Raw genomic sequence first — 15026 nt, forward strand, 5'->3', positions numbered from 1 at the left:
ATGTATGGATAATGAGAAAAAACAAGCGAGACTAAGCGAACTAACGGACTTACAATATAAAGTGACGCAAGAAAATGCAACGGAGCGTCCATTTGAAAATGAATTTTACAATCATTTTGGTGATGGGATATACGTGGATATTGTGTCTGGAAAACCACTTTTTTCTTCTAAAGATCAATATGATGCTGGTTGTGGTTGGCCAAGTTTTACAAAACCAATTGATGCAACAGAAATCGCGGAAGAATTTGATGCGAGTCACGGTATGCGCCGGACAGAAGTTCGTTCAAAAGAAGCCGATTCCCATTTAGGTCATGTATTTACAGATGGACCACGGGAAAGTGGCGGGTTGCGTTACTGTATTAATTCTGCAGCACTGCGCTTTGTGCCACGTAACGACTTGGAAAAAGAAGGGTATGGCGAATTTAAAAAATTATTTGAATAAATTAGAAGGCTCTTTGGATTTCTAAAGAGCCTTCTTTTAAAAGGAGCGGGTTAAATTGAAAATAGCGATTATTGGTTTAGGCGGGATTGCGCAAAAGGCGTATTTACCTGTCTTTGCAGAAATGGAAAATGTTGAAATCCATCTTTATACGAGAAATTCTTTGAAATTAAAACAACTTAGCGAAAAATATCGCTTTCCGCACATTCATCAGTCAATCGATTCGCTCATTGAAGCGGGGATTGAAGCGGCCTTCGTACATAGTTCAACAGCAAGTCATCCAGAGATTGTACGCCAACTTTTAGAAAAACAAATTCCCGTATATGTGGATAAACCTATTTCGGATAATATCAAGGAAACACGCGCTTTAACAGCACTTGCAAAAGAAAATAATACACTTCTTATGACGGGCTTTAATCGCCGCTTCGTACCGTATTACAAAACGCTTAAAGAACAGCCAGATGCGAATATGATTGTTATCCAAAAAAATCGTCCAAACCAACCAGGCGAGGCACGCTCATTCATTTATGATGATTTTATTCATGTTATTGATTCTGTTCGTTTCCTTTTAGGGGAAAAAATTGAACGTTTTGATGTTTACGGCACGTTTGATGAGGACTTGCTAGCTAGTATAACGGTGCAATTTGTTAGCAAAACCAAAACGGCGACGGCTATCATGAACCGAAATAGCGGCGTTAGCGAAGAAAAAGTTGAGCTTATGACGGAAAATGGGAAATGGACTGTCGACAATTTGACAGAACTAACCATTCAAACGGGTATTAAAACGCGCTTAGAGCGCCATCCAGATTGGGAAAAGACACTCGTGAAACGTGGTTTCGTACCGATTATCCATGCTTTTTTAGACGCTGTTAAAAGCGGCACGGAAGAACCGATTTCAAAAGATGATGCGCTAGAAACACATGAAATTTGTGAAGCTATCTTGGAAAAATTATTCGAGCGCTGATTTTATTATTTTTCAAATACACTTTACCTTTTCGTAAAAATCCTCTATAGTAAAAGTTGAAAAACGAGTTGGAGGGAACGAATTTGGGACGATCTTTTTACCATTTTTTAATGACTTTTCGAGATCCGGTGAAGCAAGATGCGAAAACCAATTTTGCGAATGCTGCCTATAAAGATCATAGTTTTCCAAAACAAGCAAAAAATTACCATACTTTAAGTGATTATTTGGAATTAAATGCGCCTTATTTAAATGGTATGGCGACTTTTGATGAGCTTTGGGATGAATATTTGTTAGATGAAGAAAAAAATCGCTAAGGAGGAATAGAAATGAGTGTACATATTGCAGCCAAACAAGGAGAAATTGCAGAAAGTATTTTATTACCGGGGGACCCACTGCGCGCAAAACATATAGCGGAGCGATTTCTTGAAAATCCAGTTTTATTCAATGATGTCCGTGGTATGCTTGGTTTTACGGGCACTTATCAAGGAGAAAAAGTATCTGTCATGGGGACTGGAATGGGTATACCGTCTATTTCAATTTATGTGAATGAACTAATTCAAAGTTATGATGTGAAAAACTTAATTCGTGTTGGTACAATGGGCGGCATGCAAAAAGATGTCAAAGTGCGTGATGTGGTTATCGCTCAAGCTGCTTCAACTGATTCGCAAATTAATCAAAATACATTTTCAGGTGTTGATTTTGCACCTGTAGCTGATTTTACATTACTAAAAAAAGCATATGATGCAGGTGTTGAAAAAGGTTTATCGATTAAAGTTGGTAATGTTTTTTCTTCTGACCGTTTCTATAATGACGAGCTAGATAAAGAAAAATTGGCGGATTATGGTGTGCTTGGGATTGAAATGGAAGCAGCTGCACTCTATACGCTCGCTCAAAAATATAATCGTCGTGCGCTAGCTATTTTAACTGTGAGCGATCATATTTTTACGGGAGAAGAAACTACAGCGTTAGAACGTCAAACAACTTTTGATGATATGATTGAAGTAGCACTTTCCGCTACACGTAAATAAGGTTTAAAATTAAAAAAGCTGATGGGGGCATTGTGCAGTATTTCAGAAAGGTTGATCATTTCACATGAATACAATTATTGGGGTAGCACTTGCGATTTGTATGTCAGTCGTACAAACTGTTCATGATGGTGATACACAAAAACAAGTAAGTACACCGAAAAATGAAGTAACACAAAACACGAAACTTCAAGAATTAAAAAAAGATCCACTATATCCGTTTATTGATAAACAAAATCAAACAAAAGTAGTAAATGGCATTACGTATATTGAAAATGAAGATAATCTTTTAATTTTAGCGAATAAAAAATATTCGATGCAACCTACCTATACGCCTGCTGATTTAGTTGTGCCAGATGTCGCCTTTTCATTTGGTGATACTTCGATTGAAAAAGCTCATATGCGAAAAGAGGCAGCTGATGGACTTTCGAAAATGTTTCAAGGGGCGAAGGCGGCTGGATACGATTTATATGCCGTATCAGGGTATCGTTCTTACAAACGTCAACAAGAAGTTTTTCAGGCTGAAGTAAATGCAAAAGGCGATGCTAAAGCGCGTGAAGCCGTAGCATATCCGGGAACAAGTGAACACCAAACGGGACTTGCTATGGATATTTCATCTAAAAGCGCGGATTTCAATTTAAGCGAAGGCTTTGGTAACACAAATGAAGGCAAATGGGCAAAAGAAAATGCGCACACATATGGTTTTATTTTGCGCTATCCAGAAGGCAAAGAAGCAATCACAGAATATCAATATGAGTCTTGGCATTTCCGTTATGTCGGCGTAGATGCTGCTAAAATTATTTATGAAAATAACTGGACACTAGAAGAATTTTTTGACCATGTAGCCGCTCTAGATAAGGAAGTTCAAGCAGCTAGTAAAGAATCATGATTCAGACTGCTGACAAACGGCAATCTTCGTCGTTAAACCCTCTGTTCCGATCGAGTGCGCTCCACTTCGGTACTCGTCGTTGCCTAGCATCTCAGCATTTGTCAGCAGTCTGATTTTACGTGGGCCGTTTTGTTTTGTATAAACTTTAAGTTTTTTTCAAGCGAATCATGATACATCATGATTCTTTTTTTTGAAACAAAATACTTGCTTTTATACCTGTGGGGGGTATAATAGGTATTGTAATTAAGAAAAGGAGGGGCGTTTATGAATAAGGATAAGCCAATTGTTCCACGTGATTCGGAGGAAACTAAACAGATTTTAAATCGCTTGAAGCGTGTGGAAGGACAGATTCGGGGTATTCAGCAGATGGTGCGAGACGACCGGTATTGTACGGATATTCTCGTGCAAATTTCAGCAGCGAATTCGGCGCTAAAAAAAGTTGGACTAGAAGTGCTTGAACATCATACGAAGCACTGTGTGATGGATGCTGCCGGTCAGGGAGATGGCGAAGCCGTTTTGGATGATTTGGTTCAAACCATACGCCAGTTTTCCAAAACGTAAAGGAGTGTTTTAAATGGAGGATAAATATGTTCGTCAAGATTTAAATATATTTGGTATGACTTGCGCAGCCTGTTCGACGCGTGTTGAAAAATCATTAAATAAAGCAGACGGTGTGAAAAAGGCAAATGTCAACCTAGTAACAGAAAGTGCAGCAGTCTACTACGACCCTAATGTGATTTCAAAAGACGGCCTTATCGGTGTTGTGAAGCACTCAGGGTATGATGCAAAAGAAAAAATGTCCAAGGCAGAAAAAGATAAAATATTAGCGAAGAATTTTCAAAAAGAAGTTTGGCGTTTCGTCATCTCAGCACTTCTTTCGCTTCCGCTTTTACTTACAATGATTTCACATATTCCTGTGCTTGCTACGACAAGCTTTGCAGAAACTATCATGAACATCATTAACCCCACAGTACAACTCATTTTAGCCAGTATTGTGCAGTTTATTATTGGGTATCGTTTTTACGAGGGGGCTTATAAGGCTCTTCGGGGGAAAAGCGCGAATATGGATGTTCTTGTCGCACTTGGAACGAGCGCAGCTTATTTTTACAGCCTTGTCGAGTATATCCTGCAAATGACAGGACAAACAGATATGCCGCATTACTATTTTGAAACGAGTGCGATTTTGATTACACTCATCTTGCTTGGGAAATTACTTGAAAGCTATGCAACATCGCGTACGACAGAATCCATTGCAGGCTTATTAAAGCTCCAATCGAAAGAAGCGAATGTGCTTCGTGATGGCAAAGAGTGGAAAGTTCCGCTCGAAGAACTCCGCCTAGAAGATATTTTAGTGATTCGTCCGGGTGAAAAAATACCCATAGATGGTATTATTATATCTGGAGAAACGAGTATTGATGAGTCAATGATTTCCGGGGAACCAGTACCTGTGAATAAAAAAGAAGGCGATGATGTTATTGGGGGCACAGTGAATTTTGATGGTGCCTTGCAAGTTCGAGTAACAAAACGTATGGAAGAAACCGTTTTGCAATCCATCATTCGATTAGTGGAAGAAGCACAAGGTGTGAAAGCGCCCATCCAAAGGATTGCCGATAAAATTTCAGGTATTTTTGTTCCTGTCGTTTTAGGTATTGCGCTTATTGTATTTATCACTTGGCTTTTCGTTGGTTTTGAATTGAGTCATGCGCTTGAAGTAGCTATCGCCGTTCTTGTTATCGCCTGTCCCTGTGCGCTCGGCCTAGCAACACCAACTGCGATTATGGCGGGAACAGGAAAAGGCGCAGAAAATGGTATTTTATTTAAAGGCGGGGAACATCTTGAACGGACTTCTAAAGTGGACACCATTATTTTTGATAAAACAGGTACACTTACGGAAGGAAAATTAAATGTAACAGATGTTTTCAGTAGCGATGAACGTTTCCTAAAATATGCGCTTGCAATTGAGTCGCAAAGTGAGCATCCAATTGCTACGGCGATAAATCAGAAGCTTTTGGAAGATGGCGTTCAAACAGGTGACGTTGAAATCGGACGGGTGCGCGCGAAAGCAGGACACGGGATGTCAAGCGTCATGGACGGTCAAAAAGTGGAGCTTGGTTCTTACCGTTACATTCAGGCGATAACGGAGCTTTCAGAAGATGACCGCAAACGAGTTGAATCATTTATGCAAGAGGGGAAAACAGTCGTCTTAATGGTCATCGAAGGAACTTTTGCTGGCGCTTTCGCATTATCAGATGTGGCTCGTCCAGAAGCGATTCAGGCTATTCAAAGCTTGCAGGCGCAAGGGATTAAAACCTTTGTTTCCTCAGGTGATCAAACCGTTGTCGTTCAGAATATGGCGAAAGCACTGCAACTTGACGGCTTTTTTGCAGAGCAACTTCCCGGGGATAAAAGTGAGTTAGTCGCTAGGCTACAAAATGAAGGCCATGTGGTAGCCTTTGTTGGTGACGGCATAAATGATGCCCCAGCACTTGCTGCTTCAGATGTGGGGATTAGCATAGGAACAGGTACCGACATCGCAATTGAAACTGGTGATGTGACACTTGTTGGGCATCGTTTAACACTTATCCCAGAAACTGTTGAGCTTAGTCGTGCTACGATGCGAAATATTCGACAAAACTTCTTTTGGGCGTTAGCCTATAATTGTGCTGGCATTCCAATTGCAGCCCTTGGACTTCTTGCTCCTTGGGTAGCTGGACTTGCTATGGCGTTTAGTTCTGTATCCGTCGTTAGTAATGCACTGCGACTAAAAAGATATAAATTTAAAAATTAGGAGGAAATTAGTATGGAAAATGTCGTATTAGAAATTGAAGGAATGAGCTGTGAACATTGCAAAGCACGCGTTGAAAAAGCATTAGGTGAATTAGCGGGTGTTTCAGGAGCAACGGTATCACTGGAAGAAGCTACAGCAACCGTCAGTTTTGATGCAGATAAAGTAACGAAAACAAAGTTAGCAGAAGCTGTTCTAGAAGCTGGTTATGAAGTTGTTTAACGACAAAAATAATAGATGATATTCGGTGAGTCGCATCATATGAGAAGCTTTAACAACGAAGATTGCCGTTTATGAGCAGTCTGGGCGCAGTCAATTTGATTGCGCTTTTTGTGTATGCACCCCTTATTACAATTATTTCAATGGAAAAGGATACCACAAACGTCAAAAAACTGTTAAAATAAGAAAGTTAGGATAGTAAATGAAAGTTGCTATACATAAAGAAAGTGGTGAAGGTTGATGGATCAAAACCAACAACAAGATGAAAATAACTCAAAAAAACAGAAGCCAGGGCATGGCTATATTAAAATAAAGACGTTTCCTTTTATTATGCTTTTATTTGCATTTGTTTTTGTGACGGCGCTTGTCACAACGATTGTAATGTCACTTGGGGAAGATAAACAAGTCAAAGTTTCTATTCCAGAGCGAAAAGAGTTTACGAAATTATATGAAGCGTACGATGAGATTACGAAAAACTTCTACCAAGATACAAATTCAGCTGATTTAGTTGACGGAGCGATTACAGGAATGATTAACTCATTAGATGATCCTTACTCAACGTTTATGACAAAAAAAGAGTCGGAGGATTTTAATGATTCGATTAGCTCAAGCTTCGAAGGAATTGGTGCTGAAATAGCCGAGCAAGATGGAAACATTATGGTTGTTTCACCAATTAAAAATTCTCCAGCTGAAAAAGCGGGTATTCAGCCTAAAGATGTTATTTTGAAAGTAGATGGAAAATCTGTCAAAGGAGATACCGCGACAGAAGCGACGAAAAAAATTCGCGGAGAAAAAGGTACAAAAGTAACTCTTACCATTCAACGTGCTGGTGTCGATAAACCTTTTGATGTAGTCATTACACGTGCGGAAATTCCGATTGAAACGGTATATAAAGAAATGGGCGATGATAAAATCGCACACGTTACCATCAGTACTTTTTCTGAAAATACATCCGAAGAACTTTTAAAAGCCTTAAAATCATTAGAAAAAGATGGTATGAAAGGACTTGTTGTTGACCTAAGAGGTAATCCTGGTGGCTTGCTTGACCAAGCGGTGAGTATTGCAAGTATGTTTGTTCCTGATGGGAAAGTAGTGGTCCAAGAAGAAGATAAAGATGGCGAAAAAACAGCCATCACTGCTGATAGCTCAGAAAATGATGGCTACAAAGTGAAAGTGCCAACTACGATACTAATTGATAATGGCAGTGCGAGCGCATCGGAAATTTTAGCAGCGGCTGCAAGTGAATCGGGAGATATTAAAATCGTTGGCACAAAATCTTACGGAAAAGGAACAGTTCAAACAGCCAAAACAACCACGGACGGTTCAACAATTAAATTAACCATTGCGAAATGGTTAACACCAAATGGTACATGGATTCATAAAAAAGGCATTACACCTGATAAAGTCATTAGCATGCCAGCTTATGCGACTGCTACCGTTCCATCAAGCAGTAAAACATATACCGTCAATGATTTTGGCGATGATATTTTAACCATTGAAGAGCTCTTAAAAGCGCTCGGCTATAACGTTGGTGAAGTTGACGGACTTTATACAACCGAAACTGCCTACGCGGTGGAACGCTTCCAACGTGACAATGATTTAGAGCAAACAGGCATTATGACGGGGAAAACGACTGACAAGTTAGTAGAGTTGATTCAAAATCAACTAAAAGAAAACGATCCGCAACTAAATGCCGCAAAAGCCATGACCAAATAATTTATACGTATGTAAAATATAGGAGGATATTGAAGTGGATAACTATTTAGAAATCGAAGCAGCCGTAAGAAGAGTATTCAGCAGTTTTCGCCGTGATATCGAATCCGTCTTAGACAATAAAATGAGAAGTGGTGAATACCGCGTATTACGACTAATTGGTAGTGGTGTCAACAAAACGAGTGATTTAGCTAAAAAACTAGACGTTTCGGCGAGCCACATTACATCTCTCACAGACTCGCTAGTTGCTCGCTCGCTTATTACGCGCACCCGTTTAACAGAAGATAGACGCATCATTTTGCTCACACTAACAGAAGAAGCTGAACAAATTGTGAAGGAAGTTGGCAAACGAAAACGCGAATTGATTGTGGAACGCTTCGCTATTTTTTCAGAAACCGAACAAGAAGAATTTAAGCGGCTATTAAAAAAATTAGCTGATTCAATTGATTGAACCTCACATTTGTGAGGTTCTTTTTCATGTAAAAACCTTGCCTTTTTAAAATGTCTCGATTATACTAAAATAAAAGTTGCTCAAAGGAAACATTTTTAGCTTTAGTTTAAAAAGAGTCTTTTGGGAAAAAGGAGGGTTTTATGAACTTAACAAATATAACGGTTCGATATGATGATAGAGTTGTACTGGATGATATTAATGTGGCGATAAAGTTTGGGAAATTAACGGGAATTATTGGACCTAATGGTGCGGGGAAATCAACACTTTTGAAAACGATGATAGGACTCGTAAAACGTGAAAGAGGTGAAGTGACGATCTCAGATGTGCCGCTCATAAAAGTGACGCAAAAATTGGCTTATGTGCCGCAACGAAGTGAAATTGACTTAACTTTTCCGATTACGATTCAAGAAATGGTGCTGCTCGGGACATATCCAAGTTTGCGGCTCATGCAAAAGCCTGGGAAGAAAGAAAAAAAACTGGCTTTCGAAGCGCTACAACAAGTTGGGATGGATGCGCTTTGTAACAAACAAATCGGGCAATTGTCAGGGGGACAGCTACAACGAGTTTTTATCGCGCGTGCACTCGCACAAAATGCAGATATTTTTTTACTTGATGAGCCTTTTGCTGGTATTGACGCGACAAGTGAGATTTTTATTATGGCGCTTTTAAAAAAATTGCGTGATTCTGGCAAAACAATTGTCGTGGTGCACCATGATTTTCATAAAGTGGCAGAATATTTTGATGAGATTATTTTATTAAATAAAAAATTAATTACAGCTGGACCTGTGGATACTCATTTTACGGATGAGATGATCAAACGAGCCTATGAGATTCAAAATGTGAGGGGGGCGTAAAATGGAGTTTATTAGTGGGCTACTAGAATATCAGTTTTTACAAAAAGCGCTGTTGACTTCTGTAACGGTAGGAATTGTTTGTGGAGTCATCGGAAGTTTCATCATTTTACGCGGGATGTCACTGATGGGGGATGCAATTAGTCATGCAGTGTTACCGGGTGTGGCTATTTCATACATGGCTGGAATTAATTTCTTCTTTGGAGCAGTGCTATTTGGTATTTTGGCGGCGTTTGGGATTGGGTTTGTGAATCAAAAAAGTGTTATTAAAAGTGATACCGCAATTGGGATTGTTTTTAGTGCTTTTTTCGCACTAGGCGTGATTTTAATTACGCTTGCGAAAAGTAGCACAGATTTATATCATATTTTATTTGGAAATGTACTTGCTGTACGTTCATCAGACATGTGGCTGACGATTGGAATTGCGACTATCGTCATCTTACTCATTTGGCTGTTTTACAAAGAATTACTAATAAGTTCCTTCGACCCAATCGTAGCCAAAACATACGGTTATAACACGCAAGTTTTGCATTATTTTTTGATGTTACTTCTCACGCTTGTCACGGTTGCGGCACTTCAAACGGTGGGAATTATTCTTGTTGTGGCACTCCTCATCACGCCAGCCGCAACGGCGTACTTACTCACGCACCGGCTGAAGGTGATGATTTTTTTAGCCGCTTCATTTGGAGCTGTGAGTTCGGTTGTTGGCCTATTTTTAAGTTACCGCTATAACTTGGCTTCTGGCGCAACGATTGTACTTACAGCAACACTTCTATTTATCATCATTTTTATAAGCAAAAACCTTATTTTAGTCAAAAAGAAAGGGGTTTTAGGATGAAAAAAATTGCTTTGCTTGTGAGTTTCCTCTCCTTGTTCGTGCTTTTCGCGTGCGGGGCGGCAGAGGATAAAGAAAAGTCTAATGGCAAATTGCAGGTGGTTGCAACGTATTCGATTTTAGCAGATATGGTGAAAAATGTTGGTGGTGACAAAATCGATTTATACAGCATTGTGCCAGCGGGTGTGGATCCGCATGAATACGACTTATTGCCTGAGAATATTCAGAAGGCGACAGATGCGGACGTTATTTTTTATAATGGTTTAAATCTTGAAACAGGGAATGGCTGGTTTACGAAAATGCTTGAAACGGCTGGGAAAACGAAAAAAGATGCGACGGTTTTAAGTGAGGGTGTGAAACCAAAATATTTAACGGAGCAAGGGAAGGAAAGCGAAACGGATCCACATGCTTGGCTAGATGTGGCAAATGGGATTATGTATGTAAAAAATATTGAGAAAGCACTTTCAAAAAAAGATCCTGAAAATAAAGCTTACTATGAAAAACGAGCCAAGGCTTATATTTTGAAACTAGAAAAACTAGACGAAAAGGGGCGTCACGCGTTTAGTAATTTGAGTGAGAATCAAAAGGCGCTTGTTACAAGTGAAGGAGCATTTAAATACTTTGCTGATAGGTACGGGCTTTCTACAGCTTATATTTGGGAAATCAATACTGAAAATCAAGGTACCCCAGAGCAAATGCGTCAAATTATTAAAACGATTCAAACGCGTGATGTGAAAAGTTTATTTGTTGAAACAAGTATCGATCCCCGAAGTATGGAAAGTGTCTCTAAAGAAACAAGTGTCCCCATTGTTGCAAAACTATTTACAGATTCAACCGCAAAAAAAGGGGAGGACGGGGACACTTATTTTGAAATGATGCAACTTAATTTTGAGCGCATACATGATGGACTGGCGAAGTAACATTTACTTTTAATGCTATCTTTGTTATAATCTTATCTTGTGACAAGGCGTATCCTTGTGGGTTGGGAGAGGGACAATTTCATAGAGGGAAGAAAAATGAAAAAAGTTTTTGAACAAATGTTTCAGCTAAAGAAGGAAGGTACGACGATTCGCACTGAACTTTTAGCTGGCATGATTGGCTTTTTCACCGTTGTGTACATCATCGTTGTCAACAGCTCCATTTTAAGTGAGGCTGGAATGAGTTATGAGGGCGTTGTCATCGCAACGATTTTTATTTCCGTAGTAGGTTGCTTCATCATGGGTTTTTGGGCAAACTTGCCGCTCATTTTAATGCCCGGAATGGGAATTAATGCGCTATTTGCCTATAGTTTAGTAAACACAATGGGGCTTTCATTTCAAAAAGCGCTCGCTGTCGTTGTGATTAGTGGAATCCTTTTTATGGTACTTGCTTTCACACCGTTAGCTCGAAAATTAAATGAAGCCATTCCACTTGTTTTGAAGCAAGCGATAACTGTTGGACTAGGATTCTTCTTGATTTTACTTGGCTTAGAGAAAGGCGGAATTGTAACGCGTGGTAGTCATTCGATTTTAGCACTTGGCAAATTAGATGATCCCGCCGTTTTAGCGACGATACTCACGCTTTTCGTTACGATGATTCTTGTCATTCGGAAAGTACCAGGCGGCTTTTTAGTTAGCCTGATTGTTGGAACACTCATCGGGTATTTCTTCGGAATAAACGGAAAAGTTAGCGGAGATGCACTTAGTCTCGCACCGTTTAAAGAAGTGTTCTTTCAATTCGATTTTTCGGGTATGACGGAAGTGGCCTTTTGGTCTGGCGTTTTTTCCTTAACGATGGTCGTAGTGTTTGAAACGGTCGGTTTGACGTATGGTCAAGTGCGCCAGTTAAAACACGAGGAGCGCTTACCGCGAGTTCTTCAAGCCAGTTCTATAACAGTATTTTTATCTGGAATTTTTGGAACAAGCCCAACTGTCTCAGCACTTGAAAGCGGCTCGATGATTGCAAGCAACGCCAAAACTGGTCTTGCAAGTATCACAACAGGTGTCTTATTTCTATGTTCGCTCTTTTTAATGCCGTTCCTTTCAGTCATTCCAAACAGCGCTGTAGCGCCGATTTTAATCATCATCGGAATGTCAATGGTACAGGAATTAAAAGAAATGGATTTAAGAAACCCTGCGAATAGTTTTTCAAGCCTACTCATAATTGTCATTATTCCTTTCGCCTATAGTATCGCTGACGGAATAGCAGCAGGCTTTATTGCCTATCCGATTTTACATGCATTTGTAAAAAAAGAAGAAAAGATTTCGCCTGTTATGTACGTGATTGCGGCTTTATTTTTAGCGCAATATATTTTACAATGGATATAATGACTCGGAAAAGCTGCCCAGTCGATGGGTGGCTTTTCTTTTTGGAAAAGAGGAGACGAAATGTACTATTATTATCTCATCACGGTCGCCGTTTTGATTGTCGACCAATTCACAAAATGGCTAGTGGTACAAAATATGGAAATCGGTGAACAAATTACGGTTATCCCGAATTTCCTTTACTGGCTAAGTTATCGCAACAACGGAGCTGCTTGGAGCATTTTAGAAGGAAAAATGTGGCTCTTTTATATCATTACCATAGTTGTCGTTGGAATTATTATTTATATTATGCAGAAGTATGCAAAAGGTCATACACTCTTCTCCGTTAGCTTGGCGTTCATTTTAGGCGGAGCTTTAGGAAATTTCATTGACCGAGTGTTGCATCAGGAAGTCGTGGATTTTATTGCCACTGTGTGGGGGAGCTATCATTTCCCAATTTTCAACATTGCGGATGCCTCGCTTTCAGTTGGGGTTGTTCTCATGATTGTTTACGTCTTTTTAGATGACCGTAAAACGAAAGGAAAAAATTCATGAAGCTTGTAATTAATGAAGAAATAGCAGGTACTCGTTTAGATAAAGCGCTTAGTGAACAGACGGATTTAAGTCGTTCCCTCGTTCAGTCGATGTTAAAATCGGGCGATATACTTGTTAATAACGAAAGTGTTAAGGCAAACTATAAGGTGCAAAATGGGGATGTTATCACCTACCAAATTCGGGAGGTCACAGAACTTGTTGCGGAAGCAGAGGATATTGCACTCGATATTTATTACGAAGATAAAGATGTGCTCGTTGTCAATAAACCACAAGGCATGGTTGTTCATCCAGCTGCCGGCCACATGTCTGGTACGCTTGTGAACGCGCTACTTTATCATTGTAAAGATTTGTCTGGGATAAACGGGGTTGTCCGTCCAGGCATTGTTCACCGTATCGATAAAGATACATCGGGGCTTTTGATGGTCGCAAAAAATGATGCGGCGCACGAGTCGCTTTCCGAACAGCTAAAAAACAAGACGAGCGATCGAATCTATTTAGCTCTCGTTCACGGCGATATTAAACATCAAAAAGGCACAATTGAAGCCCCAATTGGGCGAGCAAAAGAGGATCGTAAAAAGATGGCAGTCATTGCGGGCGGTAAGGAAGCACGCACGCACTTTGAAGTGGTCGAACGTTTTGGCACCTACACGCTTATAAAATGTAGGCTTGATACTGGGCGGACGCATCAAATCCGTGTGCATTTAAAATATATTGGTCACCCTCTTGCTGGCGACCCGAAATACGGTCCTAAAAACACATTAAAAGGTAGTGGTCAGTTCTTACATGCCAGTGAATTAGGCTTCGAGCACCCAACAACAGGTGAACACTTGCATTTTAAAGCCCCGTTACCAGATGTATTTGAAGAAGCACTCAAAACCTTACGCGAAACTAGTTGAATATTTTTTGAAGAGAGAGTGCTGAAATGATTTTTTTCAACAGCCATTCATTACAAAATAAAAACCATCCTTTTTCTCATCAAAAGAATGGTTTTTATATTTGTTTTGATAAAGTACATCTTTTTTTGTTTTTGTTTTGCGCGTGGATAAATCAAGTGTGTGAAAAGGACTGCGCTTGATTTCTGGATTTAAGCGACCTTCACGCACGCGTTTTTCGCGCTGTTTTTTAGCTTTAGATTTAGCCATATATGCCACTCCTTTACTTTATTCTTTTAATAGTATAACATGAATTTTATTTTTCGGGTAAAAAGCATTGACACATATGTTTTTTTCCTGTAAGCTGAAAATAGTTCAAGAGCACCTTTAAAGGTAGTCCAGAGAGGCTAAAAAGGTAAACGTTTTGTACGGGGAAAGTGTCTTTTCCTATACACATGATACGTATATCCTTCGCCGCTTTGGTGAAGTTTTTTTTGTATAAAAGGAGGATATTATGGCTGAAAAAGTAGTCGTCATGGATAAAGCAGCAGTAGGGCGTGCCCTTACTCGTGTCAGCTATGAAATTATTGAGCGTAACAAAGGCGCAAAAAACTTAGCGCTCGTTGGAATTAAAACGCGTGGAATTTTTCTTGCTAAGCGAATTGCAGAGCGAATTCAAGAAATTGAAGGCGTAGCAGTACCAGTTGGGGAAGTCGATATTGCCCTTTACCGCGATGATTTAAGTTTTAAAAACGAAAAAACACGAGAACCATCTGTAAACGGCTCAGAAATTCCATTTTCCTTAGAAGGGAAAAAAATTGTCTTAGTGGACGATGTGCTTTACACAGGGCGTACAGTTCGTGCGGCGATGGATGCGCTCATGGATGTTGGTCGTCCGGAACAAATTGAGCTTGCAGTACTTGCGGATCGTGGACACCGGGAACTACCTATTCGCGCGGATTTTGTTGGAAAAAATGTGCCAACATCAAAAGAAGAACGGATTGAAGTGCATCTTTCCGAAGTAGATACGGACCAAGATGCCATTATTATACTTAAGTAAAACACTTTTTAAATGCAGTCCAGAGAGGCTAGCAAAGAGTGCGTGTAGAGGGAAACTCTACCCTTCTAACTCTTTGCATAGCGCAG

18 protein-coding genes are annotated in these 15026 nt (G+C 39.8%); 17 read left to right on the plus strand and 1 reads right to left on the minus strand.

Going from position 1 to position 15026, the window contains the following annotated elements; all coding sequences use genetic code 11:
• The first annotated feature begins 4 nt into the window (after positions 1 to 4).
• From msrB to R8923_RS04035, 16 genes are all read left to right on the plus strand, one after another.
• The gene (gene msrB, locus R8923_RS03960; RefSeq protein ID WP_485871458.1) at positions 5 to 442 is read left to right on the plus strand and encodes a peptide-methionine (R)-S-oxide reductase MsrB; all 438 of its coding nucleotides are present in this window, start codon (positions 5 to 7) and stop codon (positions 440 to 442) included.
• 55 nt (positions 443 to 497) lie between these two features.
• Entirely contained in the window at positions 498 to 1403 is a 906-nt protein-coding gene (locus R8923_RS03965) for a Gfo/Idh/MocA family protein (RefSeq protein ID WP_485871459.1), read from the plus strand.
• Between the two features lie 83 nt (positions 1404 to 1486).
• Complete coding sequence (locus R8923_RS03970; RefSeq protein WP_485871460.1) at positions 1487 to 1717, plus strand: YozE family protein; 231 nt, start codon at positions 1487 to 1489, stop codon at positions 1715 to 1717.
• A gap of 12 nt (positions 1718 to 1729) precedes the next feature.
• Positions 1730 to 2431 carry a purine-nucleoside phosphorylase gene (gene deoD, locus R8923_RS03975; protein ID WP_485871461.1) on the plus strand — a complete coding sequence of 234 codons (702 nt, stop codon included), beginning with the start codon at positions 1730 to 1732 and terminating at the stop codon, positions 2429 to 2431.
• 64 nt (positions 2432 to 2495) lie between these two features.
• The gene (locus R8923_RS03980; RefSeq protein ID WP_485871462.1) at positions 2496 to 3317 is read left to right on the plus strand and encodes a M15 family metallopeptidase; all 822 of its coding nucleotides are present in this window, start codon (positions 2496 to 2498) and stop codon (positions 3315 to 3317) included.
• Between the two features lie 264 nt (positions 3318 to 3581).
• The gene (locus tag R8923_RS03985) at positions 3582 to 3878 is read left to right on the plus strand and encodes a metal-sensing transcriptional repressor (protein WP_485871463.1); all 297 of its coding nucleotides are present in this window, start codon (positions 3582 to 3584) and stop codon (positions 3876 to 3878) included.
• A gap of 13 nt (positions 3879 to 3891) precedes the next feature.
• On the plus strand, positions 3892 to 6105 hold the full coding sequence (locus R8923_RS03990) for a heavy metal translocating P-type ATPase (RefSeq protein WP_485871464.1): 2214 nt from the start codon (positions 3892 to 3894) through the stop codon (positions 6103 to 6105).
• A 12-nt stretch (positions 6106 to 6117) separates the two neighbouring features.
• Positions 6118 to 6324 (plus strand): copper ion binding protein, encoded by a 207-nt coding sequence (locus R8923_RS03995; protein WP_485871465.1) that lies wholly within the window; start codon positions 6118 to 6120, stop codon positions 6322 to 6324.
• A gap of 237 nt (positions 6325 to 6561) precedes the next feature.
• Positions 6562 to 8037 carry a lmo1851 family serine protease gene (locus R8923_RS04000; protein WP_485871466.1) on the plus strand — a complete coding sequence of 492 codons (1476 nt, stop codon included), beginning with the start codon at positions 6562 to 6564 and terminating at the stop codon, positions 8035 to 8037.
• 34 nt (positions 8038 to 8071) lie between these two features.
• Entirely contained in the window at positions 8072 to 8485 is a 414-nt protein-coding gene (locus R8923_RS04005) for a MarR family winged helix-turn-helix transcriptional regulator (protein ID WP_485871467.1), read from the plus strand.
• A gap of 140 nt (positions 8486 to 8625) precedes the next feature.
• Complete coding sequence (locus R8923_RS04010; RefSeq protein WP_485871468.1) at positions 8626 to 9339, plus strand: metal ABC transporter ATP-binding protein; 714 nt, start codon at positions 8626 to 8628, stop codon at positions 9337 to 9339.
• Position 9340: 1 nt separating this feature from the next.
• Positions 9341 to 10174 (plus strand): metal ABC transporter permease, encoded by an 834-nt coding sequence (locus tag R8923_RS04015; protein WP_485871469.1) that lies wholly within the window; start codon positions 9341 to 9343, stop codon positions 10172 to 10174.
• Positions 10171 to 11091, plus strand: a complete 921-nt coding sequence (locus R8923_RS04020) for a metal ABC transporter substrate-binding protein (RefSeq protein ID WP_485871470.1) — start codon at positions 10171 to 10173, stop codon at positions 11089 to 11091. Before R8923_RS04015 ends, R8923_RS04020 begins: the two co-directional genes overlap by 4 nt.
• A 96-nt stretch (positions 11092 to 11187) precedes the next feature.
• Complete coding sequence (locus R8923_RS04025; protein WP_485871471.1) at positions 11188 to 12477, plus strand: NCS2 family permease; 1290 nt, start codon at positions 11188 to 11190, stop codon at positions 12475 to 12477.
• 60 nt (positions 12478 to 12537) lie between these two features.
• Positions 12538 to 13008 carry a signal peptidase II gene (gene lspA, locus R8923_RS04030; RefSeq protein WP_485871472.1) on the plus strand — a complete coding sequence of 157 codons (471 nt, stop codon included), beginning with the start codon at positions 12538 to 12540 and terminating at the stop codon, positions 13006 to 13008.
• Positions 13005 to 13904 carry an RluA family pseudouridine synthase gene (locus R8923_RS04035; protein ID WP_485871473.1) on the plus strand — a complete coding sequence of 300 codons (900 nt, stop codon included), beginning with the start codon at positions 13005 to 13007 and terminating at the stop codon, positions 13902 to 13904. The genes lspA and R8923_RS04035 overlap by 4 nt, the downstream gene beginning before the upstream one ends.
• A gap of 36 nt (positions 13905 to 13940) precedes the next feature.
• Here R8923_RS04035 and R8923_RS04040 read toward each other — a convergent pair whose 3' ends face one another.
• Complete coding sequence (locus R8923_RS04040) at positions 13941 to 14150, minus strand: hypothetical protein (protein ID WP_485871474.1); 210 nt, start codon at positions 14148 to 14150, stop codon at positions 13941 to 13943.
• Between the two features lie 244 nt (positions 14151 to 14394).
• Here R8923_RS04040 and pyrR point away from each other — a divergent pair, with 244 nt between their 5' ends.
• Positions 14395 to 14940 (plus strand): bifunctional pyr operon transcriptional regulator/uracil phosphoribosyltransferase PyrR, encoded by a 546-nt coding sequence (pyrR, locus tag R8923_RS04045; RefSeq protein WP_485871475.1) that lies wholly within the window; start codon positions 14395 to 14397, stop codon positions 14938 to 14940.
• Positions 14941 to 15026 lie beyond the last annotated feature (86 nt).

It is taken from the genome of Listeria tempestatis (assembly GCF_963575625.1).
GTDB classification, from domain to species: Bacteria; Bacillota; Bacilli; order Lactobacillales; family Listeriaceae; genus Listeria; species Listeria tempestatis.